This window comes from Streptomyces sp. NPDC087310 (assembly GCF_044744405.1).
Classification (GTDB): Bacteria; Actinomycetota; Actinomycetes; order Streptomycetales; family Streptomycetaceae; genus Streptomyces.
In genome coordinates, this window is record NZ_JBIUYF010000005.1 from 642,704 (window position 1) to 664,582 (window position 21,879).

The following is a 21,879-nucleotide window of genomic DNA, read 5'->3' on the forward strand; positions in this document are numbered from 1 at the left end:
CAGGTCGGAGCCGTCCAGCGGGCGGCGGCGGCGCTCACGGCTCCCCGTCCGGCGGCGGGGACGCGGCGTTCCCGGCGGCGGCGCGGGCTCTCACCCGGGCGGGGTACCAGCGGGTGAAGCGCAGGGCCGCGACGATCGCCGCGATCTGGATGATCCACCCGGTCCAGATGTTGTCCGGGTCGTGCTGCACCAGGTCGGCGTAGCCGCCCGCGACGGCTCCCACCAGGAACGCCGCACCCCACACCCCGGTGACCACGTAGTTGGTGCGCAGGAAGAGCGGCGAGTCCCAGCGGCTACGGGGCACCTGCTCGCGCGCGTACGGGAGGGTGAAGGGCGCCCGGAAGGCCATGGAGCCGAACGCGATGAGCACCAGCGCGATATTGGCGATCTCCCCCGCGTAGGTCTCCAGCCAGCGGCTGGTGCCGTCGGCGGCGAGCGCCCCGACGACGGCGAGCACCGCGAAGAAGACCACGTCACAGAGTTCCAGGAGCTTCCACGAGCTGTGCGGACGCCAGATCCGCCCGGCGGCCACCACGGCCAGCGCGCAGGCGAGCGACAGCCCGACCCCCAGCTCGAACCGGCCCGGCCCCACCACCACGGCGAAGATGATCCACGGGAGCAGCCCGATGACCGGGCTGTCGAGCAGACGGGCGCCCCGCCGCCCGGACCCACTGCCGGTCGTCACGCCGGTGCCCCCTCCTTCGCCCGTTCCTTCTCCTGCGTCCGGTTCCTCCGGACCGCCGGTCTCCTCCACCTTGCTGCGCTCCGGCCCGTTCCGCGACACGACCCCGCGCCCCCTGTCACCTTCTATCGCCTTCTGTCACCTTCCGGAATGTGAACAAGTTCGGCCAAGGTTGGTCCACGGAGGCGTCCACGCTCTATCGTGGCGGGCGTAGCTGGTTCGCCCTGCCCTCCAGGCAGACGCGTCGTAAGAGGGAACCCGGTGGGAATCCGGGACTGCCCCGCAGCGGTGAGCGGGAACGACCGCCGTCATACGCACTGGATCCGCACGGATCCGGGAAGCGACGGCCAGTAGGTGTCTGCCTCGGCAGATGTGCCCGCGAGTCCGAAGACCTGCCCGTTGCCCGTACGCGACCGTTCGCGTACGGATATCCCGGTGACCTCGTGGGCGGGTCGGCGTACATACCGGACGGACGAGCGCGCCCGAGGCGCCGCACCGACCGTCGGGTCCCGTCACCCCTTCGCGCCCGCGTCCCGTCCCCGGGATGTTCAGGAGTCATCTCGCGAAGGAGATTTCCGTGACACCGAAGTCCGCAGCCGCGGCAGCACGAGCCACCGTGTACGGCTACCCCCGCCAGGGCCCGAACCGGGAACTGAAGAAGGCCGTCGAGGGGTACTGGAAGGGCCGCGTCACCGCGGACGCCCTCCGGGAGACGGCGGCCGGCCTGCGCCGGGCGAACTGGCGGCAGATGGCCGACGCCGGCGTCCACGAGGTGCCGACCGGCGACTTCTCGTACTACGACCACGTCCTGGACACCAGCGTCATGGTCGGCGCCGTACCCGAGCGGCACCGGGCCGCCGTCACGGCCGACCCGCTCGACGGATACTTCGCGATGGCCCGCGGCACCCAGGACGTGGCGCCGCTGGAGATGACGAAGTGGTTCGACACGAACTACCACTACCTCGTCCCCGAGCTCGGCCCCGACACCGTCTTCACCGCCGACTCCACCCGGCAGGTCGCCGAGCTGACGCAGGCCCTCACGCTCGGGCACACCGCCCGCCCGGTCCTCGTCGGCCCCGTCACGTATCTCCTGCTCTCCAAGCCCGCCCCCGGGGTGGCCGCCGACTTCGAGCCACTGACCCTGCTCGACCGGCTGCTGCCCGTCTACGCCGAGGTCCTCGCCGACCTGCGCGCCGCCGGCGCCGAGTGGGTGCAGCTCGACGAGCCCGCGCTCGTCCAGGACCGTACGCGCGCCGAGCTGAACGCCGCCGCCCGCGCCTACCGCGACCTCGGCGGGGCGACCGACCGGCCCAAGCTCCTGGTCGCCTCCTACTTCGACCGGCTCGGCGACGCCCTGCCCGTCCTGGCGAAGGCCCCCGTCGAGGGGCTGGCGCTGGACTTCACCGACGCCGGCGCCGCCAACCTCGACGACCTCGCCGCCGCCGGCGGACTCCCCGGCAAGCGGCTCGTCGCGGGCGTCGTCAACGGCCGCAACATCTGGATCAACGACTACGAGAAGTCCCTCGCCACCCTGGGGACGCTCCTCGGCCTGGCCGACCGGGTCGACGTGGCCGCGTCCTGCTCCCTGCTGCACGTACCGCTCGACACCGCGGCCGAACGCGACATCGACCCGGGGGTCCTGCGCTGGCTCGCCTTCGCCCGGCAGAAGAGCGCCGAGATCGTCACCCTGGCCAAGGGGCTGGCCCGGGGCACCGGCGCCATCGCCGCGGAGATCGCCGCCAACCGTGCCGACCTCGCCTCCCGTACGGACTCGGCGCTCACCCACGACCCGGCCGTACGGGCCAGGACCGCCGCCGTCACCGACGCCGACGGCCGCCGCTCGCAGCCGTACAGCGAGCGCGCCGCCGCCCAGCGCGCGCACCTCGCGCTGCCGCTGCTGCCGACGACGACCATCGGTTCGTTCCCGCAGACCGACGAGTTGCGCACCGCCCGCGCCGACCTGCGCGCGGGCCGGATCGACACGGCCGGTTACGAGGAGCGCATCAGCGCCGAGATCGGCGAGGTCATCTCCTTCCAGGAGAAGACCGGGATCGACGTCCTGGTCCACGGCGAGCCCGAACGCAACGACATGGTGCAGTACTTCGCCGAACAGCTCACCGGCTACCTCGCCACCCGGCACGGCTGGGTGCAGTCCTACGGCACCCGCTACGTCCGCCCGCCGGTGCTGGCCGGCGACATCTCGCGCCCCGAACCGATGACGGTGCGCTGGACCTCGTACGCCCAGTCCCTCACCGACCGCCCCGTCAAGGGCATGCTGACCGGGCCCGTCACCATGCTCGCCTGGTCCTTCGTCCGCGACGACCAGCCGCTCGGCGACACCGCCCGCCAGGTCGCCCTCGCCCTGCGCGACGAAGTCACCGACCTGGAAGCGGGCGGCACCTCGGTCATCCAGGTCGACGAACCCGCCCTCCGCGAAACGCTGCCGCTGCGCGCCGCCGACCGCGCCGCGTACCTGGACTGGGCCACCGAGTCGTTCCGCCTCACCACCAGCGGCGTACGCCCGGACACCCAGATCCACACCCACATGTGCTACGCCGAGTTCGGCGACATCGTCCAGGCCATCGACGACCTCGACGCCGACGTCATCAGCCTGGAAGCGGCCCGCTCCCACATGCAGGTCGCCCGCGAACTCGCCGCCCACGGCTACCCCCGCGAGGCGGGCCCCGGCGTGTACGACATCCACTCCCCGCGCGTCCCCGGCGCTGACGAGGCCGCCGCCCTGCTCCGCGAGGGCCTGGAGGCCATCCCCGCCGAACGCCTGTGGGTCAACCCCGACTGCGGCCTGAAGACCCGCGGCTGGCCCGAGACCAGGGCGTCCCTGGAGAACCTGGTCACCGCGGCCCGCACGGTCCGGGGCGAACTGCCCACGTCCTGACGGAGAGACCCGCGGGGGCCGGGACGCGTACGCACGCCCCGGCCCCCGCTTTCCGCTTTCCGCTTTTCCCGCTTTCTACCTTTTCCGCTTTCTGCCTTTTCCGCTTTCCGCTTGCCTCTCAGCGCCGCCCGTCGACCAGGCCGGATTCCCAGGCCCAGGCGGCGATCTCCACGCGGTTACGGGCGGACAGTTTGACCTGCACGTTGCCGAGATGGGTCTTCACCGTGCCCACCGAGATGGTCAGTTCGGCGGCGATCTCCGCGTTGGTCAGCCCTCTGGCCACCAGACGCACCAGGTCCTTCTCCCGCTCGGAGAGCGCGGTGTGCGGCTCCCGAGGGGCGGGCGCCGCGTTGTTGACGCGCCGCAGCAACCGTACGGTGATGGCCGGGCTCACCAGCGCCTCGCCGGAGGCCGCCGCCCTGATGGCCTCGACCAGCAGGGCCGGCCCCGAGTCCTTGATCAGGAAGCCGGAGGCGCCTTCGCTCAGGGCGCGCTGGACGTACTCGTCGTCGTCGAACGTCGTGACCACGACGACCTTCGGCGGGTTCACCGTGCCGGGGCGGGTCAGCCTGCGCAGCGCCTCCAGCCCGTCCATGCGGGGCATGCGGATGTCCATCAGCACCACGTCGGGCCGGTGGCGCTCGGCGAGTTCCACCGCGTGCACCCCGTCCTTGGCCTCCCCGACGACCTCGATGTCGTCCTCGGCGGCGAGGATCATCGTGAACCCGGCACGGACCATCGCCTGGTCGTCGGCGATCAGCACACGGATCGTCACGAGACCATCGCCCCGGCCGTGGACACCGGGAGCCTCGCCTCGACAGCCCAGCCGCCGTCACCCGCCACCGGCCCCGCCTGGACGCTTCCGCCGACCAGGCCCACCCGCTCGGCCAGCCCCTTCAGCCCGAAGCCACCGTGGGAGACGTGGCGCGGCTGCCCGTCGTCGCCGACCCGTACGGTGACCTGGTTGCCCGAGCGGTCCACGCGTACCCGTACCTCGGTGCAGCCGTGGGCGTGCTTACGTACGTTGGTGAGGGCCTCCATCACCACCCGGTGTGCGGTGGTGGTCACTTCCACGGGCAGGTCGTCGAAGCTCCCCTCCAGATCGAGCCGGGCCCGGGCGCCGCCGACGGCCGAGAACTCCTCGACCAGCGAACGCACTTCACCGATGCCCGCCAGCGGTGTCAGCGCCACCTCCCCGTCGGCGTCGCGCAGCATCCCCACCATGTGCCGCATGGAGGTCAGCGCCTCCGAACCCGCCTGTTCGATCCGTTCCAGCGCGGGCGGCACCAGTTCGGGCCGCCGGCCCGCCATCGCCTGGGCCCCCTGCGCCTGGACGACGATGCCGGTCACGTGGTGGGCGACGAAGTCGTGCAGGTCCCTGGCGAACTCCGTACGCTGCTCCAGCCTGAGCGCCGCCGCCTGCCGCCGCCGGTCCGCCAGGAGCAGGCGCATCACGAGGCCGACACTCAGCGCCGTGACCGCTCCCAGGGCGAAGAGCAGCGCCAGGATGGTGGTGGACTGCCGCATATTGATCGACACCGGCCGCAGTACGATCGCCGCGCACAGCAGGGGGACGGCCAACGCCGCCCATGACGGCTTCCCCCGCCAGGCGACGAGCAGCAGGAGCGACGCCAGTGCGGCCGGTTCGGCGAATCCGTACGCCAGCGAGCTGATCGACAGCTCCACGCGCAGCAGGACCGAGACGCACAGCGACACGAACGCGAGTGCGCCGGCGGCCACCGACAGCGCCCGGCCGTCGAGCCGCGGCGACACCACGACGCCGGCGAGGGCCAGCAGGGCGCTGCCGAGCTTGGCGAGGCCCACCTGGGTGAGGCTGCTGTCGCCGAGCCAGTAGAAATCCCCCACGCAGTCCAGCAGGACGAGGCCGACCAGGCCCGCGACCACCAGCAGCCACCCCGCGACGGGCAGGGGCAGTGAACGCCCCTCGCCCCTGGTGGCCGCGGTCGCTCCGTACGCCGCCCGTGCCATCTCTCTCACCGTCGTCCACCGTCGTCTCTCTCGCCGACCGGCCGAAAGTCGCAGCCGGCCACGCATGATCTGCCTTTCGCCCGATCCGCCGCGGGACGCGGCCGAGGAGAGTGGTTCCACCGGGCGGCGTTCGCCATTCATTGCATAAGGAGCATGTCATGACCACGGCCGACGCCACCCGGGCGGGGACGCCGGAGGCACCGGAGCCCGCGCAGGCAGCCCCCCTCTCACTCCCCCGTCATCCCCCTCCCTCTCCCTCCTCTCCCTCCCCTCCCCCCTCCCCCACGCACAGGAGCCCCACATGGACCACGCGGTGACGCACCACGGAAGCGGAACGGAGTTCGCGCGCCCCGTCGGCGTCGGCGCCGGCTCCGGCGAGTCAGCGATCGAGGCTCAGGGGCTCGGCAAGAAGTACCGGCGCGGCTGGGCGCTGCGGAACGTCTCCTTCCGGCTGCCTGCCGGGCGGGTCTGCGGCCTCGTCGGCCCCAACGGCGCCGGCAAGAGCACCCTGATGGGCCTGGCCACGAACATGATCCGGCCGACGACCGGCGCCCTGCGGGTGTTCGGCACGGCACCCGGGTCGATGGAGTCGGTCCTGCGCACCGCGTTCCTGACCCAGGAGAAGCCGCTGTTCCGGCGCTTCACCGTGGCCGAGACCCTGCGGCTGGGCAGCGAACTCAACCCCCGCTGGGACCAGGCGGTCGCCGAGGGCATCGTCCGCGCCGGCCAGGTGCCGCTGGAGGCGAAGGTCGGCACCCTGTCCGGCGGGCAGCGCACCCGCGTCGCCTTCGCCCTGGCCTTCGGGAAGCGCCCCGACCTGCTCATCCTCGACGAGCCGATGTCCGATCTGGACCCGCTGGTCCGCCGCGAACTGATGGACACGCTGAAGGCGGAGGCCGCGCAGCACGGCACGACGGTGCTGGTGTCCTCGCACATGCTCGCCGAGCTGGAGTACATCTGCGACTACCTCCTCGTCATCGCGAACGGCGGGCTGCGCCTCGCGGGCGAGGTGAACGAACTGCGCGCCGCACACGCCCTGTTCGCCGCCCCGGCGGACGGCTCGCACCCCGCCGTCGCCCCGCACACGGTCGTCGACTCCCGCGCCGGCGAGGGCCGGCCGGGCCTCCTGGTACGTCTCGGCGCACCGATCGAGTACGGCGGGCCGGCCGAGCCGCCCACCCTGGAAGAGCTGCTGCTCGCCTATCTGCGGTCCCCCGAAGCGCCCGCGCTGATCGCCCCCAGCGCCCAGGTCGGCGACATCCACGACATCCTCACCCACGACCGTACGAAGGCTGTGACCGCATGACCACGCTCACCCGCGAACCGGCCCACGCGGCACCCGCCGGACCCACCCGGAAGCACGTGATGCCCCGGCTCGGCGGTACGGTCTGGCTCGTCTGGCGCCAGCACCGCGCCGCGTTCTGGACGATCACCGCCGCCACCCTCGTCGGCGTGGCCGCCATGCTCTACCTGCGCGGGCAGATGATGGACTTCCTCGGCACCCAGGAGCCGACCGCACGGAGGTCCGGCGGCCTGTCGGCCGAGTTCGAGACCCACGTCGACCGTCTGCTGAGCATCGGGAGCTACCTCGGCTACATCCCCGTCCTGGCCGGCGTCCTCCTCGGGGCTCCGCTCATCGCGGGCGACCTGGAGTCCGGCACCGCCAAGCTGGTGACCTCGCAGTCCGTCAGCCGACTGCGGTGGCTCACCACGAAACTCGCCGTTCCCGCCGTGATGCTCGCCCTGTCGACCGGCGTGCTCACCGCCGTCCTCACCCGGTGGTGGGGCCCGGTCAAGGGACTTTCCGAGGGCCTCAATTGGACCTCCCTCTTCAGTGTCACGGGGGTCGTACCGGTGGCCTACGCCCTGCTCACGTTCACCGTGGGCGTGGCGGTCGGCCTGCTCCTGCGCCGCACGCTGGTCTCGATGGTGGTCACGCTCGGCATCGTCGTGGCGATGGAGTTCCTCTGGAGCGAGGTCTGGCGGAGCCTGGGACACGTCATGTCGATCAGCACCGACCAGGGCGTCGGCCCCGGGCAGGTACCGCCGGAGCTGCCCGCCGAGGCGGAACAGCAGGGACAGGGCACCTACTTCCTCACCGGCTCCGGCGACCGCCTGGACTGGATGACCTGCCTCGACAAGATCGAGAACGACCGGGCACACGCCGCCTGCCTGCAGTCCAAGGACGTCATCGGCTGGTCCATCGACTACCTTCCGGTCACCCAGATGCAGACGATGCAGTGGCTCGGGGCGGGCCTCATGCTCACGATCACGGCCGCCGTCGTCGCCTTCATCCTCACCTGGGGCCGCAAGCGCCTCCTGTGACCCAGGGGGACCGGGGCCCACGGGGACCGGGAGCGCACGGGACCCCACGGAACCCACGGAGACCGGGAGCCCACGAGCCCCACGGACCCCACGGCGCCTGCCCCCTCCCCCGGCGTCGCACCCGGGCCGCAGCACAGCGAGAAGCCCAGGTCGGACAGCGTCCGACCTGGGCTTCCTCGGAGCCCCCTGTCGGATTCGAACCGACGACCTACGCATTACAAGTGCGTTGCTCTGGCCAACTGAGCTAAGGAGGCGCGTTCGAGAAGTGTAACCGGACCCGATCACCCGCCCGCCGGAATTTACCGCGTGCAGGAGTACTGACAGATCGCCGGGCGGCGGGTAGCGTCACCGGGAAGTTCACCCAGGTGGACTAGACCCATCTTCCGCCTCCTTCGGCGGGGGACCCATTCCTTTACTCGGATCGTCCGGCACGTTCCTGCCGGTGAGGGGACACATCGCCATGGCTACTGTCTCGTTCGACAAGGCAACCCGCGTCTACCCGGGCTCCACGAAGCCCGCCGTGGACCAGTTGGAGATCGAGATCGAGGATGGCGAGTTCCTCGTCCTCGTCGGTCCCTCCGGTTGCGGCAAGTCGACCTCCCTGCGCATGCTCGCGGGTCTGGAGGACGTCAACGGCGGCGCCATCCGTATCGGCGAGCGCGATGTCACGCACCTGCCGCCCAAGGACCGCGACATCGCGATGGTGTTCCAGAACTACGCGCTCTACCCGCACATGTCCGTCGCCGACAACATGGGCTTCGCGCTCAAGATCGCCGGTGTGAACAAGGCGGACATCCGCAAGAAGGTCGAGGAGGCCGCGAAGATCCTCGACCTCTCCGAGTACCTGGACCGCAAGCCGAAGGCGCTCTCCGGTGGTCAGCGGCAGCGTGTCGCGATGGGGCGGGCCATCGTGCGGGAGCCGCAGGTGTTCCTCATGGACGAGCCGCTGTCGAACCTCGACGCCAAGCTCCGTGTCTCCACCCGTACGCAGATCGCCTCGCTCCAGCGGCGCCTCGGCATCACCACCGTGTACGTGACCCACGACCAGGTCGAGGCCATGACCATGGGCGACCGGGTGGCGGTCCTCAAGGACGGGCTGCTCCAGCAGGTCGACTCGCCGCGCAACATGTACGACCGGCCCAACAACCTCTTCGTCGCCGGCTTCATCGGCTCCCCCGCCATGAACCTGGTCGAGGTGCCGATCACCGACGGCGGTGTGAAGTTCGGCAACAGCGTCGTGCCGGTCTCCCGCGAGGCGCTCTCCGCCGCGTCGGAGAAGGGCGACAAGACCGTCACGGTCGGCGTCCGTCCCGAGCACTTCGACATCGTCGAGGAGGGCGGCACCGCGGGCGCGCTCTCGAAGGACGCCCCGGCCGGTCTCGCCGTGACCGTCAACGTCGTCGAGGAGCTGGGCGCCGACGGTTACGTGTACGGCACCGCCGAGGTCGGCGGCGAGTCCAAGGAGGTCGTCGTCCGCGTCAACGGCCGTGCCGTGCCGGACAAGGGCGCCAAGCTGCACGTCGTGCCGCGCGCGGGCGAGACGCACGTCTTCTCGACCTCCACGGGCGAGCGCCTCACCGACTGATCCCGTACCGCGAAGGGCGGAGTTCGGCGCGCCCGCGCCGGCCTCCGGCCCGAATTCGTCCGCACGGCCCCGTACTCCGGTGCGGGGCCGTCGGCGTATTCTGTCGGCCTGTCGCAAATACCGTTCCATAGGGGCCATTTCGGATGACGCCCGTCAACCTCCGATTCGAAAAAACCTATCGAACCATCCCTCAAGCGAGTGACTAAATGTCGCCAAATCATCACTGACCGCTACGCTCGCCTGCGTGACCCACACAGCCCGCCGTATCGGCCGAACTCTCGCATTCGTACTGCCCGTCGTCCTGGTGCTCTCCGGGACCCTCGCGGTCGCCCGTGTTCCGTGGGCGACCAGCACCACCGAGTCGCAGGTCCTGACGGCCTCCTCGGACACCGCCTCGGTCCGGGCCAAGTCCCGTACCCCCCAGGACGTTCTGCGCGACCAGCTCCTCGTGGAGCTCCAGGAGAAGGATCCGGGGATCGCCCTGACGCACCTTCAGCGGCAGGTCGAGGAGCGCCCCTCGCTCGCGCGGCACTGTGTGTCGATCGCCCGCGCCCTCGGACGCGCCGCGGTCGCCACGTACGGCCCGGCCCGCGCGCAGTCGTTCTCCCGTCCCGTGTGCGACACGTCCTTCGCGTACGGCGTCTCCGAGCAGGCCACGGGGAGCTGATCCCCCGGACCGCGGACGCCCGGGCGCCGTCCGCCTCGTTCGCCCCGTACCCGGACCGCCCGCTCCCTGGCCGCGAGCCGCCTGACCGCCCCGCCTATCGTTCACGGCATGCATACGTATCCGACACAGGCCGTGGTGCTCGCGGGCGGCCAGGGGTCGCGGCTGCGGCCGTACACCGACGACCGCCCCAAGCCGATGGTCGAGATCCCCGGAACCGGGACCCCGATCATCGGCCATCAGCTCGCCTGGCTCGCCGCCGAGGGCGTGACCGACGCCGTCGTCTCGTGCGGCCATCTCGCCGAGGTCCTCCAGGAGTGGCTGGACTCGGCCGATCTCCCCCTGCGTGTCACCACCGTGGTGGAGGAGGAGCCCCTGGGGCGCGGCGGCGGCCTCAAGCACGCCGCGGCCGGGCTGCCGGATCCCGGGCAGCCCTGGTACGCCACCAACGGCGACATCTGGACGCGCTTCTCGCTGCGCGAGATGGCCGCCTTCCACTTCGAGCGCGACGCGACCGCCACTCTCGCGCTCGCCCGGCCGCGGATCCCCTGGGGAGCCGTCGAGACCGACGAGTTCGGCCATGTCCTCGACTTCATCGAGTCCCCGCCCTCGCCGTATCTGATCAACGCGGGCGTGTACGTGTTCTCCGCGGGCTTCCACGAGCTGCTGCCGGACCGCGGCGACCATGAGCGGACCACCTTCCCCCGGCTGGCCCGGGAGCGCCGTCTCGCGGGCTTCCCGCTGCCCCACGGGGCGTACTGGCGCGCCATCGACACCGCGAAGGACCTCACGGAGGCCGCGAAGGAGCTGGCCGGCGGGGCCCGCTGAGCGAGCGAGCACAACGAGATGAGGGGGCGGCCATCCCGGTGTCCGGGTGGCCGCCCCCTCGTCGGGGAGCGGGCGTGGCGGTGGCGTCAGCCGAGGAGTCCGCCGATGGGGTTACGGTTTCCGCCGCCCCCTGAGGAGCCCCCGGACGAGCCGGTGGCGGGCGCGCCCCCGTCGCCGCCTCCCCCGCCGCTCCCGTCGCCCGTACCGCCCGTGGAGGACGGTCCCTGGCTGCTGGAGGGCGGCGGGGCCTGCTCGACCGTCCGGGGCGGCTGCTGGACGGTGCCCTGGGGCTGGCTGGGCTGCTGCTGTTGCTGCCCCGTCTGCCCGGTGCCCGTGCCCGTACCGGCTCCGGTGGTCGCGCCGCCGCTCTCCGGCGTCGTACCGGCGCCCGGCGCCGACTCCCGTGCCGACGGGCTGCCCGAGCGGGTCGCGGACGGCGCCGACGACGTACCGCTGGTGGCGCCCCCGCTGTCCGGCGAGCCGGACGCGCCGCCCGAAGCACCGCGCTGCCGCTGCGGGAGCGGCATGCCGGGAAGCTGGTTGACCGGGTCGACGCCCGGCCCCGGCACCCGCACCAGGTCGGAGGAGCGCACGGCCCCGCCGAGCACCGAGCCGGTCAGCAGCGTCAGCCCGATGACGACGCTCGCCACGATCGTGCCCCTGCGCAGCACGCGCCGTCGCAGGTCCCAGAGTTCGGAGCGCGGTCCGAGCGTGCGCCACGCCTCGCTCGCGAGCCGTCCGTCGACGGAGTAGACGGGCGCGCCCGCGATGATCAGCGGGGACCAGGCGGCCAGATAGATGATGTCGGGCGCGTCGTACGCCGGTACGGTCCGCCAGCTCACCGTCAGCAGCAGCGCCGCCGACAGCAGCGTCCCGACGGAGGCGGCGACCCGCTGCCAGAGGCCGAGGACGGTCAGGACGCCGACGACGATCTGGAGGAAGGCGACGCTGAGGCCCGCGCCGACCGGGTGCGAGAGCGCGAACTCCCGCAGGGGTTCCGCCAGCGCCCACGGGTGCAGCGAGCTGAGCCACTTGACCATGGAGCCGCGCTCGCCGCCGTCGAAGTAGACGGGGTCGCAGAGCTTGCCCATGCCCGCGTAGATGGAGATGAAGCCGAGGAAGACGCGGAGCGGGAGCAGCACCACGCCGAGGTTCATCCGGCGGCCGGGGTAGTAGGCGTGCCGGACGGAGTCGTTGCCGTGGCGCTGGAGGCGCGGGCGCTCGTCGGGGTCGTACCCGAGGTCGAGGTCGTCGTCGAAGTCGGTGCCGGGGTCGTCCACGTCCCGGCCGCCGTACGCGCCCCTGCCCTGCTCGGGCAGGTCGTACGCGCCGACCGCCTGGCGCATGGGCGGCAGCAGCGGCGTGGCCTCCGTACGGGGGCCGCCGACGAGGGGGGTCGGCATCGTCGTCTCGGTGTCGGTGCCCGGTCCCGGCCTGGGGATGACCTGGGTGGCGCCGGCCTCGTAACGTCTTCCCGGCCCGTGGGCCTTGCCCGCCGGTACCAGGGCGGAGTTCCGTACCGCCTGGAGGAGCCCGCCGGCCCCGGGGTCGCCCGGCGCCGACTTCCCGCTCCAGACGACGGGCGCCCGCCTCCGTGGCGCCCTGCCGCCGGCGGCGACCGCCGCGCCGGTCATGGCGGGGATGCGCAGGGGGCTGGGGCGCTGAGGCGTTGCGAGCTTCACCCGGAAGCTGGCGTGGTTCACGATGACCTGCGCGGGATCGCAGTCCACCTTGAGCATGCTCAGCGGGGGCTGATCGTCGAACCCGGGCCGGGGCGTTCTGGTGTCCACACTCATCTAACCGAGTGACTTGTGTTTAGGACACTGCCTTGACGCGCCTATGTGTCCGAGACCCGTCAAGATCATCAAGCAGGGCCGTTCGGGGGACGGTACGGGGGCGGACAAGGGGGCGGACGGAGGGCCCGTTCAGGGGCGGCACGAGGGCGGTACGGGAGCGGTACGGGAGCGGTCAGGAGGCGGTACGAGGGTGCCCCCGACCGCCCCGTGATGCCTCCGCCCCTCCCCCGTGACCCGTGTCAGGCGCGGTGCCGCGATGCCTCGTACAGCACCACACCCGCCGCGACGCCCGCGTTCAGCGACTCAGCGCCGCCCGGCATCGGGATCCGTACGCGGATGTCGCAGGTCTCCCCGACCAGCCGGGACAGGCCCTTGCCCTCGCTGCCGATCACGATCACGACCGGGCCGCTCAGCGCCGCGAGGTCGCCGACCTCCGCCTCGCCGTCCGCGGCGAGACCGACGACCGTGAGACCGGCCTTCTGGTACGCCTCCAGCGTGCGGGTGAGGTTGGTGCAGCGGGCGACCGGCGTGCGGGCCGCCGTACCCGCCGAGGACTTCCAGGCACCGGCGGTCATCCCGGCGGCGCGCCGCTCCGGTACGACGACGCCGTGGCCGCCGAAGGCGGAGACGGAGCGGACGACGGCGCCCAGGTTGCGCGGGTCCGTCACCCCGTCGAGCGCCACGATCAGCGGGTCCTCGCCCTCGTCGAAGGCGGCGGCGGACAGGTCGTCCGGGTGCGCGTACTCGTACGGCGGGACCTGGAGGACGAGCCCCTGGTGGTTGAGGCCGTTCGTCATCCGGTCCAGCTCGGGCTTGGGGGCCTCCATGAGGTGGATGCCGCCGCGGTCCGCCGCGAGCTGGAGCGCCTCGCGGACGCGCTCGTCGTTGTCGATGAACTGCTGTACGTAGAGCATCGAGGCGGGCACGCCGTCGCGCAGCGCCTCGAAGACCGGGTTACGGCCGACGACCATCTCGCTGGTGCCCTTGCCGCCGCGCCGGACGACCTGACGGCGGGCCGTCTGCTTGGCCTTGGCGTTGGCGACGCGGTTCTGGACATGGCCCTTGCGCGCGGACGCGGGCGGTGTCGGGCCCTTCCCTTCCAGGCCGCGGCGTCGCTTGCCACCGCTGCCGACCTGCGCGCCCTTCTTGTTGGACGTACGGCGGTTCCTGCGCTGGCTGTTCCCGGCCATGACCTACCTGTTTCATTGCTTTCGTTACGCGGCTACGCGGCGCCTTCGTTCACGCGGCGTTCATACGTTTTATGTCAGGGTACGTAAGTGTGCCGCCCGGGCCACCGGGCGGCACACTTCAGCAGGTCAGCGCGGTCCCAGAGTCCACCGCGGACCCGAGGGCCCGTCCTCGATGACCAGTCCGGTCTGCTGGAGCTGATCCCGGATCCCGTCCGCCGTACCCCAGTCCTTGCGGCCCCGCGCCGCCTCGCGCTGCTCCAGCACGAGCCGTACGAGCGTGTCCACGACGCCGTGCAGATCCGCGCCGCGGTCGGTCTCGCCGGCCCAGTGCGGGTCGAGCGGGTCCAGGCCGAGGACGCCGAGCATGGCGCGTACCTCCGCGAGCCGGGCGACGGCCGCTTCCTTGTCGTCGGCGGCGAGCGCGGAGTTGCCCTGGCGGACGGTGGTGTGGACGATCGCGAGGGCCTGCGGGACGCCCAGGTCGTCGTCCATGGCCTCGGCGAAGGCGGGCGGCACCTCGTCCGCGGGGGCGACGGTCTTCCCCGCTTTCTCGGTGACCCGCTGCACGAAGCCCTCGATCCGCGCGAACGCGGACTCGGCCTCGCGCAGTGCCTCCTCGCTGTACTCGATCATCGAGCGGTAGTGCGGGGTGCCGAGGTAGTAGCGGAGCACGATGGGGCGCCAGTGCTTGACCATCTCGGAGACCAGCACCGAGTTGCCGAGCGACTTGGACATCTTCTCGCCGCTCATGGTGACCCACGCGTTGTGCACCCAGTACTTCGCGAACTCGTCGCCGTACCCCTTGGCCTGCGCGATCTCGTTCTCGTGGTGCGGGAAGATCAGGTCGAGGCCGCCGCCGTGGATGTCGAAGGCGGAGCCCAGGTACTTGTGGGCCATCGCCGAGCACTCCAGGTGCCAGCCCGGACGGCCACGGCCCCAGGGCGTCTCCCAGGAGGGCTCGCCGGGTTTGACGGCCTTCCACATCGCGAAGTCGCGCTGGTCGCGCTTGCCGGTCTCGCCCTCGCCGGACGGCTGGCGCAGATCGTCCAGCTCCTGGTTGGACAGCTCCAGATAGCCGGGGAAGGACCGGACGTCGAAGTAGACGTTGCCGTCGGCCTCGTACGCGTGGCCGCGCTCGATCAGGCCGCGCATCATCTCGATCATCTCGGTGATGTGGCCGGTGGCGCGCGGCTCGTACGTGGGCGGCAGGCAGCCGAGCACGTCGTAACCGGAGTTGAAGGCGCGCTCGTTCTCGTAGCCGATGGACCACCACGGGCGGCCCTGGTCGGCCGACTTGGCGATGATCTTGTCGTCGATGTCCGTGACGTTGCGGATGAACGTCACGTCGTAGCCGCGGTGCTCGAACCAGCGGCGCATGATGTCGAAGTTCAGTCCCGACCGGATGTGCCCGATGTGCGGTGCGGCCTGCACGGTGGCGCCACACAGGTAGATCGAGACGCAGCCCGGGACGAGCGGGGTGAAGTCACGGATCTGCCGGGCGCCGGTGTCGTACAGCCGAATAGTCACGCGACAAGGGTAGTGCGCCCGGGGCAGTGCCCCGCGACCCTTTGGGCCACGGGGACACCGAAGCGTGACATTGACGGCCCCTGGTGACGTCTCGCGGTCACCTGGCGCGGCGCCCGTCCCGGCCCGGGGCCGGGACGGGCGCCGCGGCGGTTCAGAGCCTGCCGACGACCTTGCGGGGCGTGATGCGGACGACGACCCGCTCGTTGTCGTCCCCGGCGCTCGGGTTGAATTCGGCGTACCGCTTGCCCGTGTACTTCAGGGCCAGCTCGTCGATCAGCTCCTGGCCGCCCTCGGTGGTGAGCGCCGCCGTGCCCCGGATCTCCGCGTAGGTGTACGGGGCGTCGGCGGGCTGCACCACGACGGTGACCCGGGGGTCACGGCGCAGGTTCTTCTCCTTCTGGCGGTCGACCGTGGTGGAGATCAGTACGTCGTCCCCGTCCCGCTTCACCCATACAGGTGAAACCTGCGGGCTTCCGTCGGGCTGGATGGTGGCGATGTTGACGAAGACGGGGGTGTCGAGGAGCTGCTTGAGGTCGTCGGAGAGTGCGGCTGTCATGACTGCCTTCCTGCTGCTGCCGAACGGTTGATGAATACCGGACGATGATCGCCCGATCCGCTCGCTCCCGCCGGTATTTCGCGCGGTTCGGTACCGCGGCTCAGCCCGCCGGGGCCGTACGGACCACCAGCGCCGTGGCGATCGCCGCCAGCCCCTCGCCGCGCCCCGTGAAGCCGAGCCCGTCGGAGGTGGCCGCGGAGACCGCGACCGGCGCGCCGACCGCCTCGGAGAGCACCTTCTGCGCCTCGTCCCGGCGCTTGCCGATCTTCGGCCGCTTCCCGACGACCTGGACGGCGACGTTGCCGATCGCGAAGCCCTCCGCGCGGACGATCCGGGCCGCCTCCTTGAGGAGGGTGACGCCGGGGGCGCCGGACCACTCGGGGCGTCCGGTGCCGAAGTGCGCGCCGAGGTCGCCGAGGCCGGCGGCGGAGAAGAGCGCGTTGCAGGCCGCGTGCGCGACCACGTCCGCGTCGGAGTGGCCGGCCAGCCCGGACCCCTCGCCCTCCCAGAGCAGGCCCGCGCACCACAGCTCGCGGCCCTCCTCGAAGGCGTGGATGTCGGTGCCGATGCCCACCTGCGGCAGCGGCGCCATCGGCGCGGGGTGGGCCTCTTCAGGGCGCTCGGATTCAGGGCGCTCAGAAGCCATCGGTGAGCCTCCTCCGGGCGAGAACCGCCTCGGCCAGCACCAGATCCAGCGGCCTGGTCACCTTGAACGCCTCCTCGTGTCCTGGCACGACCACCACGGGCGCGCCGAGCCGCTCGACCATACCGGCGCAGTCCGTCGCGCCCTCACCCACCTGCGCCACCGTCCGGTGCGCGCGCTCCAGCGTGGCGCGGTCGAAGCCCTGCGGGGTCTGTACGGCGCGCAGCAGGGCCCGCTCGGGCGTGGCGACGACCGGTTCCGGCTCGCCCTTCTCCCGGGGCTCGACCTGCTTGACGGTGTCGGCGAGGGGCAGCGCGGGGACGACGGCGGGCGCACCGTCCCGTACGGCCTCGACGACAGCGTCCACGGTCTCGACCGGGACCAGCGGGCGGGCCGCGTCATGGACGAGGACGCTGGTGACGGCCTCGGGCAGGGCGTCGATGCCGAGCCGTACGGACTCCTGGCGGGTCTCGCCGCCGGGCACGACGAGGTAGTCGGTGCGCTCGGGCAGGGCGTGCGCGTCGAGGAGGTTCTTCACCTCGGGCGCGCCGTCCGGCGGGGCGACCACGACGACGAGCGAGACGGCGCGCGAGGCGGCCATCGCGCGGACGGCGTGGATCAGCATCGGTGTGCCGCCCAGCGCGCGCAGCGCCTTGGGGGCGCCTGGACCGAGCCGTACGCCCCGGCCTGCGGCGGGGATCACCGCGGCGGTGCGGTGGGAGCGGGGTTCCTCAGACATCGCATGCACTCCGGCGGTTTGTTCTGGCTTTGTTCCGGCAGGTTTGTTTCCGCGGCCGACATGGGTAGGGGCTCAGCGAGCCGGGCGCGACGCCTTGACCGGACCCTTCCGTGACCAGGGTCGGGGCGATCGCCGCACCGGCCACCCGAGGGCCTCGGCGTCGGACGTACGAACGCACGACGCGCCGCGCACGAAGCGCGACGCGACATCCACACATCCGGGGGCGCGTGGGTATGAAGACGAGGGCATGAAGCGTGAAAACGTGGGCATGAGCGTGCCACGAAACGAACACGAACATGCCGGACGTGAACATGCCGCAGTGCCCGACGACTCGGCTTTCCCCCAAAAACCGGCCAACGGGCACCACGGCAATCACTGCACGGCATTCACTGCTTCACTTCACATCGCGCGTGTGCGTGCGTCGCGTTCAGTTCAGGACACGCAGTTCAGGACGCGAGGACCTCGTCGAGCAGAGCCTCGGCCTTGTCTTCATTCGTGTTCTCCGCGAGAGCCAGCTCGCTGACAAGAATCTGCCGCGCCTTGGCGAGCATGCGCTTCTCACCCGCGGAGAGTCCGCGCTCGCGCTCCCGGCGCCACAGGTCGCGGACCACTTCGGCGACCTTGATGACGTCGCCGGAGGCGAGCTTCTCGAGATTTGCCTTGTAGCGACGGGACCAGTTCGTCGGCTCTTCCGCGTACGGCGCCCTGAGCACCTCGAAGACCCGGTCCAGCCCGTCCTGACCGACCACATCGCGCACGCCGACGAACTCCGCATTGTCCGCCGGTACACGCACCGTCAAGTCGCCCTGGGCGACCTTGAGCACCAAGTAGGTCTTGTCCACGCCTTTGATCTGGCGAGTTTCGATGGCCTCGATCAGCGCGGCCCCGTGATGGGGATAGACCACGGTGTCGCCAACCTTGAACGTCATGTGACAGGTACCCCTTCCGTGGCTATCCAGGGTAACACGAGAATGGCTTCTTCTGAATGGCGTTTTCGCAGGTCAGGGCGCATCTCGGGGCTTGACAACGGTGCCAGGAACGTGCTGCGAGCGGCTTCCGGAAGGGGGTATTCGCAGGTCGGAGCCGCTGCACGGGCGCCCGGAAACGCCCACGTTACGTGCGGCCCGACCCCCTCAGCGGAGGACTAACGTCCCGTTTTGCCGGATTCGGGCGGCGGAACTTCCCGTACCGCGTTCGACTGTCGGTCACCCGTACGAACGGAAGTGTGGCGGGGGTACGACAGAAGTACGACGGAAGTGCGCGGGAATCCGAATTCGATCACGGTCGCGCCTGCCACGGTATTCGTAAGGAATGCGGGGACGGCCCGGATAATTGATCACCGGATTTATGTGAACGGCGTGCGAATCGAGAGGAAGATCAGCCGTCAGTCGATCATCGACGGGGACGGGGGCGGAACCCGCGGCCGACGGCGGAACGGACGGACGGTGCCGGGAGGCGGGTCGGGTGCGGGGCGGCGAGGGCGGCTCGGTAACCTGAGGGCGTAGGTGCGCCTATGACCCGCCTTGAGGTTCTCGGCTCGCTGCTCGCACCCGTATCACCGCAGCACTCGTTCCACCGCAGCACCCGTATCACCGCAGTACCCGTATGACCGCAGTACCCGTTCCACCCGCACCACCGCAGCACCACATTGCCCACAGCCCTCCGTCCGTACGTCCTAGGAGATGCCGCCGCCGTGAGCCGCAGCCTTCGACGCGGCACCCTCGCCGCTTCTGCCCTCGTGTTCTCGCTTGCCTCGCTCACCGCGTGCGGCGCCGGCAACAACGCGCAGACACTCGGCGTCAAGCCGGACAACGCCGCCACGTCCGTCGACAAGATCACCCTCCAGAACATCACGGTGGTCACCCAGCCCGAGGCCGACGCCGAGGGTCCCGCGGTCGTCACCGGCACCGTCTTCAACAACGACACGAGCGCGCAGACCCTCGACTCGGTGAAGCTCCCGGGCACCAGCGCCACGGTGAAGCTCGCGCCCGCCAAGGGCTCCGGGCCGATCACCGTCCCGGGGCTCGGCTCGGTCCAGCTCGGCGGCGCGGGCAACGCCTCGGCGGTGGTCGAGAACGGCCGCGAGGCCGCGAAGAACGGCGACGCGCAGAAGGTCGTGTTCTCGTTCAGCAAGACCGGCGAGGTCGCACTGCGCGCGTTCGTCTTCCCGTCGGACAGCTACTTCAAGGGCGTCGGCCCCAGCTCCGCCCCGTCCGCGACGCCCGGGGGCACCCCCAGCGGCAGCCCGTCGGCCGAGCAGACGTCCGGCGCCGGTGCGGCGGGCGAGGAAGCTCCGGGAACCCCGTCGAACTCCACCTCGGCCGACGCGGAGACGGACACGAGCACGGACACGGGTACGGCCCACTGAGGCACGGGCTCGGCAGTACGGATACGGCGTTGGCGCCGGCCCGGGGTTCCGGGCCGGCGCCAACGCCGTATCGTCGCTGTCCGCCGTTTCACGGCACGCCGGCCTACGGCTCGAACTTGTAGCCCAGACCTCGTACCGTCACCAGGTAGCGCGGCGCCCCCGGGTCCGGTTCGATCTTGGCGCGCAGGCGCTTGACGTGGACGTCGAGGGTCTTGGTGTCGCCCACGTAGTCCGCGCCCCAGACCCGGTCGATGAGCTGCATACGGGTCAGCACCCGGCCCGCGTTGCGCAGCAGCATCTCCAGCAGGTCGAACTCCTTGAGCGGGAGGTCGACCTTGCCGCCGGAGACCGTGACGACATGGCGGTCCACGTCCATCCGGACCGGACCGGCCTCCAGGGCCGCCGGGGTGACCTCCTCCGGCTCGCCGCGGCGGCGCAGGACCGCGCGGATGCGCGCGACCAGCTCCCGCGAGGAGAAGGGCTTGGTCACGTAGTCGTCGGCCCCTATTTCCAGGCCGACCACCTTGTCGATCTCGCTGTCCTTGGCGGTCACCATGATCACCGGGACGTTCGACCTGCCGCGGAGCTGGCGGCAGACCTCGGTGCCCGGCAGACCGGGCAGCATCAGATCGAGGAGGACGAGGTCGGCGCCGTTGCGTTCGAACTCGTCGAGCCCCGCGGGCCCGGTGGTCGCGATCGCGACCTCGAAGCCTTCCTTGCGGAGCATGTAGGAAAGGGCGTCGCTGAAGGATTCCTCATCCTCGACGACGAGCACTCGGGTCACGGGAGGACCTCCGGGGCAGGTATCACGGTCGGGGAATCCAGCCGAAGGCTGCGGCTGGTGTCTGTGGCGGTGTCGTCCGTACCGCTGTCGGTGTCATAGGGGGCGTGGTCGTCTTCGTCCTGCCCGGTGATGGGTGTGCGATCCCGTGCGGCGCCCGCCTCGGGCAGCCTCAGGGTGAAGGTGGAGCCCTGACCCTCCGAGCTCCACACCGTGACCTCCCCGCCGTGCGAGGCGGCCACATGCTTGACGATGGCGAGGCCGAGGCCCGTACCACCGGTGGCCCGGGAGCGGGCCGGGTCGACGCGGTAGAAGCGCTCGAAGACCCGCTCGCGGTCCTTCTCGGAGATACCTATGCCCTGATCGGTCACGGCTATCTCGATCAGATCCCCGCCGGTGGCGGAGACGCGGTGCGCGGCGATGCCGACGCGGGTGCGGGCCGGTGAGTAGTTGACCGCGTTCTCGACGAGGTTGCCGAGGGCGGCGGCGAGCTGACCGCGGTTTCCCCATACGCGCAGGTCAGCCGTGCCGCCCGAGGCCATGGTGATCTGTTTCGTGGACGCGGGCTGCCGGGACCGGTCGATGGCCTCGGCGACCAGCTCGTCCACCCGTACGGACTCCGAGTCCTCCAGCGGGTCGTCGTTCTGCACCCGGGAGAGGTCGATCAGCTCCTGGACCAGATTGGTGAGGCGCGTCGCCTCGATCTGCATCCGGCCGGCGAACCGGGTGACCGCCTCGGGGTCGTCCGAGGCGTCCATGACGGCCTCGGAGAGCAGGGAGAGCGCGCCCGTCGGGGTCTTCAGCTCATGGCTGACGTTCGCCACGAAGTCGCGCCGTACCGCTTCGATACGGCGGGCTTCCGTGAGGTCCTCGACCAGGAGGAGGACGAGACGGGAGCCGAGCGGGGCGACCCGGGCGGAGACGGCGAGGGCGTCGCCCCGGCCCGTACCCCTCCGGGGGAGGTCCAGCTCCACCTGCCGTATCTCGCCGTCCCTGCGGGTGTCGCGGGCCATGACCAGCATGGGATCGACGGCGAGCTTGCCGCCCCTGACCAGGCCGAGCGCGTACGCCGCGGAGCTGGCCTTGACGACGGAGTCGCTCTCGTCGAGCACGACGGCCGAGGAGCGCAGCACCGAGAGCACGGTGTCCACGCCCGGGGGCAGTACGGCATCCGTGTGCAGTGAGGTGCGTGTAGGTCTTGCCTGGTCGCGTTCGCTCCAGCGAAACGCCAGCATGGCGATCACGCCGGTGCACACCCCGGCGATCGCTGCCAATGCGGCGACCGCCGCGTTCACGTCCATGTGTCCAGG

At 71.3% G+C, this 21,879-nt stretch carries 19 protein-coding genes, 1 tRNA gene and 1 riboswitch; of the genes, 7 read left to right on the forward strand and 13 right to left on the reverse strand.

What is annotated here, in order from left to right; translation table 11 throughout:
• Nucleotides 1-34: 34 nt before the first annotated feature.
• Nucleotides 35-685, reverse strand: a complete 651-nt coding sequence (locus ACIO3P_RS22135; protein ID WP_401789376.1) for a hypothetical protein — start codon at nucleotides 683-685, stop codon at nucleotides 35-37.
• A gap of 213 nt (nucleotides 686-898) precedes the next feature.
• Nucleotides 899-1,097: riboswitch (cobalamin riboswitch) on the forward strand.
• Nucleotides 1,098-1,259: 162 nt separating this feature from the next.
• On the opposite strand from ACIO3P_RS22135, the gene metE reads away from it, so the two are divergent.
• On the forward strand, nucleotides 1,260-3,578 hold the full coding sequence (metE, locus tag ACIO3P_RS22140) for a 5-methyltetrahydropteroyltriglutamate--homocysteine S-methyltransferase (protein WP_401853206.1): 2,319 nt from the start codon (nucleotides 1,260-1,262) through the stop codon (nucleotides 3,576-3,578).
• A 118-nt stretch (nucleotides 3,579-3,696) separates the two neighbouring features.
• Here the strand turns inward: metE and ACIO3P_RS22145 are convergent, their stop codons facing one another.
• Together ACIO3P_RS22145 and ACIO3P_RS22150 are read right to left on the reverse strand one after the other, a co-directional pair.
• Entirely contained in the window at nucleotides 3,697-4,353 is a 657-nt protein-coding gene (locus tag ACIO3P_RS22145; protein WP_329824860.1) for a response regulator transcription factor, read from the reverse strand.
• Nucleotides 4,350-5,567, reverse strand: a complete 1,218-nt coding sequence (locus ACIO3P_RS22150; protein WP_401853208.1) for a sensor histidine kinase — start codon at nucleotides 5,565-5,567, stop codon at nucleotides 4,350-4,352. The genes ACIO3P_RS22145 and ACIO3P_RS22150 overlap by 4 nt, the downstream gene beginning before the upstream one ends.
• 301 nt (nucleotides 5,568-5,868) lie before the next feature.
• Here ACIO3P_RS22150 and ACIO3P_RS22155 point away from each other — a divergent pair, with 301 nt between their 5' ends.
• Together ACIO3P_RS22155 and ACIO3P_RS22160 are read left to right on the forward strand one after the other, a co-directional pair.
• Nucleotides 5,869-6,873, forward strand: a complete 1,005-nt coding sequence (locus ACIO3P_RS22155; protein ID WP_329824858.1) for an ABC transporter ATP-binding protein — start codon at nucleotides 5,869-5,871, stop codon at nucleotides 6,871-6,873.
• Nucleotides 6,870-7,892: an ABC transporter permease subunit gene (locus ACIO3P_RS22160; RefSeq protein ID WP_329824857.1), complete on the forward strand. Its 1,023-nt coding sequence runs from the start codon at nucleotides 6,870-6,872 to the stop codon at nucleotides 7,890-7,892. The genes ACIO3P_RS22155 and ACIO3P_RS22160 overlap by 4 nt, the downstream gene beginning before the upstream one ends.
• Before the next feature lie 180 nt (nucleotides 7,893-8,072).
• Here ACIO3P_RS22160 and ACIO3P_RS22165 read toward each other — a convergent pair.
• Nucleotides 8,073-8,146: transfer RNA gene (locus tag ACIO3P_RS22165), tRNA-Thr, on the reverse strand.
• Between the two features lie 206 nt (nucleotides 8,147-8,352).
• Here ACIO3P_RS22165 and ACIO3P_RS22170 point away from each other — a divergent pair.
• The 3 genes from ACIO3P_RS22170 (at nucleotide 8,353) to ACIO3P_RS22180 (ending at nucleotide 10,969) form a co-directional block, all read left to right on the forward strand.
• On the forward strand, nucleotides 8,353-9,477 hold the full coding sequence (locus ACIO3P_RS22170) for a sn-glycerol-3-phosphate ABC transporter ATP-binding protein UgpC (protein WP_329824843.1): 1,125 nt from the start codon (nucleotides 8,353-8,355) through the stop codon (nucleotides 9,475-9,477).
• A gap of 244 nt (nucleotides 9,478-9,721) precedes the next feature.
• Entirely contained in the window at nucleotides 9,722-10,144 is a 423-nt protein-coding gene (locus tag ACIO3P_RS22175; RefSeq protein WP_329824842.1) for a hypothetical protein, read from the forward strand.
• A 108-nt stretch (nucleotides 10,145-10,252) separates the two neighbouring features.
• Nucleotides 10,253-10,969, forward strand: coding sequence for a nucleotidyltransferase family protein (locus tag ACIO3P_RS22180; RefSeq protein ID WP_329824841.1), 717 nt, complete (start codon nucleotides 10,253-10,255; stop codon nucleotides 10,967-10,969).
• Nucleotides 10,970-11,055: 86 nt separating this feature from the next.
• On the opposite strand, the gene ACIO3P_RS22185 is transcribed toward ACIO3P_RS22180, so the two are convergent.
• From ACIO3P_RS22185 to ACIO3P_RS22215, 7 genes are all read right to left on the reverse strand, one after another.
• Complete coding sequence (locus tag ACIO3P_RS22185; RefSeq protein WP_401853210.1) at nucleotides 11,056-12,765, reverse strand: DoxX family protein; 1,710 nt, start codon at nucleotides 12,763-12,765, stop codon at nucleotides 11,056-11,058.
• Between the two features lie 239 nt (nucleotides 12,766-13,004).
• On the reverse strand, nucleotides 13,005-13,955 hold the full coding sequence (gene rlmB / locus ACIO3P_RS22190; RefSeq protein ID WP_329824840.1) for a 23S rRNA (guanosine(2251)-2'-O)-methyltransferase RlmB: 951 nt from the start codon (nucleotides 13,953-13,955) through the stop codon (nucleotides 13,005-13,007).
• 126 nt (nucleotides 13,956-14,081) lie between these two features.
• Nucleotides 14,082-15,482, reverse strand: a complete 1,401-nt coding sequence (gene cysS / locus ACIO3P_RS22195; RefSeq protein ID WP_329824839.1) for a cysteine--tRNA ligase — start codon at nucleotides 15,480-15,482, stop codon at nucleotides 14,082-14,084.
• Nucleotides 15,483-15,633: 151 nt separating this feature from the next.
• A complete protein-coding gene (locus tag ACIO3P_RS22200) occupies nucleotides 15,634-16,038 on the reverse strand; it encodes a PPOX class F420-dependent oxidoreductase (RefSeq protein ID WP_329824838.1) in 405 nt (134 codons plus the stop codon).
• 100 nt (nucleotides 16,039-16,138) lie between these two features.
• A complete protein-coding gene (gene ispF, locus ACIO3P_RS22205) occupies nucleotides 16,139-16,684 on the reverse strand; it encodes a 2-C-methyl-D-erythritol 2,4-cyclodiphosphate synthase (RefSeq protein WP_329824837.1) in 546 nt (181 codons plus the stop codon).
• Nucleotides 16,674-17,420, reverse strand: coding sequence for a 2-C-methyl-D-erythritol 4-phosphate cytidylyltransferase (gene ispD, locus ACIO3P_RS22210; RefSeq protein ID WP_329824836.1), 747 nt, complete (start codon nucleotides 17,418-17,420; stop codon nucleotides 16,674-16,676). Before ispD ends, ispF begins: the two co-directional genes overlap by 11 nt.
• 446 nt (nucleotides 17,421-17,866) lie before the next feature.
• A complete protein-coding gene (locus tag ACIO3P_RS22215; protein ID WP_003953493.1) occupies nucleotides 17,867-18,349 on the reverse strand; it encodes a CarD family transcriptional regulator in 483 nt (160 codons plus the stop codon).
• 764 nt (nucleotides 18,350-19,113) lie between these two features.
• On the opposite strand from ACIO3P_RS22215, the gene ACIO3P_RS22220 reads away from it, so the two are divergent.
• On the forward strand, nucleotides 19,114-19,788 hold the full coding sequence (locus ACIO3P_RS22220; protein ID WP_329824798.1) for a DUF461 domain-containing protein: 675 nt from the start codon (nucleotides 19,114-19,116) through the stop codon (nucleotides 19,786-19,788).
• 103 nt (nucleotides 19,789-19,891) lie between these two features.
• On the opposite strand, the gene ACIO3P_RS22225 is transcribed toward ACIO3P_RS22220, so the two are convergent.
• A complete protein-coding gene (locus tag ACIO3P_RS22225) occupies nucleotides 19,892-20,572 on the reverse strand; it encodes a response regulator transcription factor (RefSeq protein ID WP_046498012.1) in 681 nt (226 codons plus the stop codon).
• On the reverse strand, nucleotides 20,569-21,870 hold the full coding sequence (locus ACIO3P_RS22230; RefSeq protein ID WP_329824797.1) for an ATP-binding protein: 1,302 nt from the start codon (nucleotides 21,868-21,870) through the stop codon (nucleotides 20,569-20,571). Before ACIO3P_RS22230 ends, ACIO3P_RS22225 begins: the two co-directional genes overlap by 4 nt.
• Nucleotides 21,871-21,879: the final 9 nt, after the last annotated feature.

Bases quoted from the DNA above. Each gene is read 5' to 3' on its own strand.
- ACIO3P_RS22150 (WP_401853208.1), bottom strand. From the start codon at position 5,567: ATGGCACGGGCGGCGTACGGAGCGACCGCGGCCACCAGGGGCGAGGGG.
- ACIO3P_RS22155 (WP_329824858.1), top strand. From the start codon at position 5,869: ATGGACCACGCGGTGACGCACCACGGAAGCGGAACGGAGTTCGCGCGC.
- ACIO3P_RS22160 (WP_329824857.1), top strand. From the start codon at position 6,870: ATGACCACGCTCACCCGCGAACCGGCCCACGCGGCACCCGCCGGACCC.
- ACIO3P_RS22170 (WP_329824843.1), top strand. From the start codon at position 8,353: ATGGCTACTGTCTCGTTCGACAAGGCAACCCGCGTCTACCCGGGCTCC.
- ACIO3P_RS22180 (WP_329824841.1), top strand. From the start codon at position 10,253: ATGCATACGTATCCGACACAGGCCGTGGTGCTCGCGGGCGGCCAGGGG.
- ACIO3P_RS22185 (WP_401853210.1), bottom strand. From the start codon at position 12,765: ATGAGTGTGGACACCAGAACGCCCCGGCCCGGGTTCGACGATCAGCCC.
- rlmB (WP_329824840.1), bottom strand. From the start codon at position 13,955: ATGGCCGGGAACAGCCAGCGCAGGAACCGCCGTACGTCCAACAAGAAG.
- ACIO3P_RS22200 (WP_329824838.1), bottom strand. From the start codon at position 16,038: ATGACAGCCGCACTCTCCGACGACCTCAAGCAGCTCCTCGACACCCCC.
- ispF (WP_329824837.1), bottom strand. From the start codon at position 16,684: ATGGCTTCTGAGCGCCCTGAATCCGAGCGCCCTGAAGAGGCCCACCCC.
- ispD (WP_329824836.1), bottom strand. From the start codon at position 17,420: ATGTCTGAGGAACCCCGCTCCCACCGCACCGCCGCGGTGATCCCCGCC.
- ACIO3P_RS22215 (WP_003953493.1), bottom strand. From the start codon at position 18,349: ATGACGTTCAAGGTTGGCGACACCGTGGTCTATCCCCATCACGGGGCC.
- ACIO3P_RS22230 (WP_329824797.1), bottom strand. From the start codon at position 21,870: ATGGACGTGAACGCGGCGGTCGCCGCATTGGCAGCGATCGCCGGGGTG.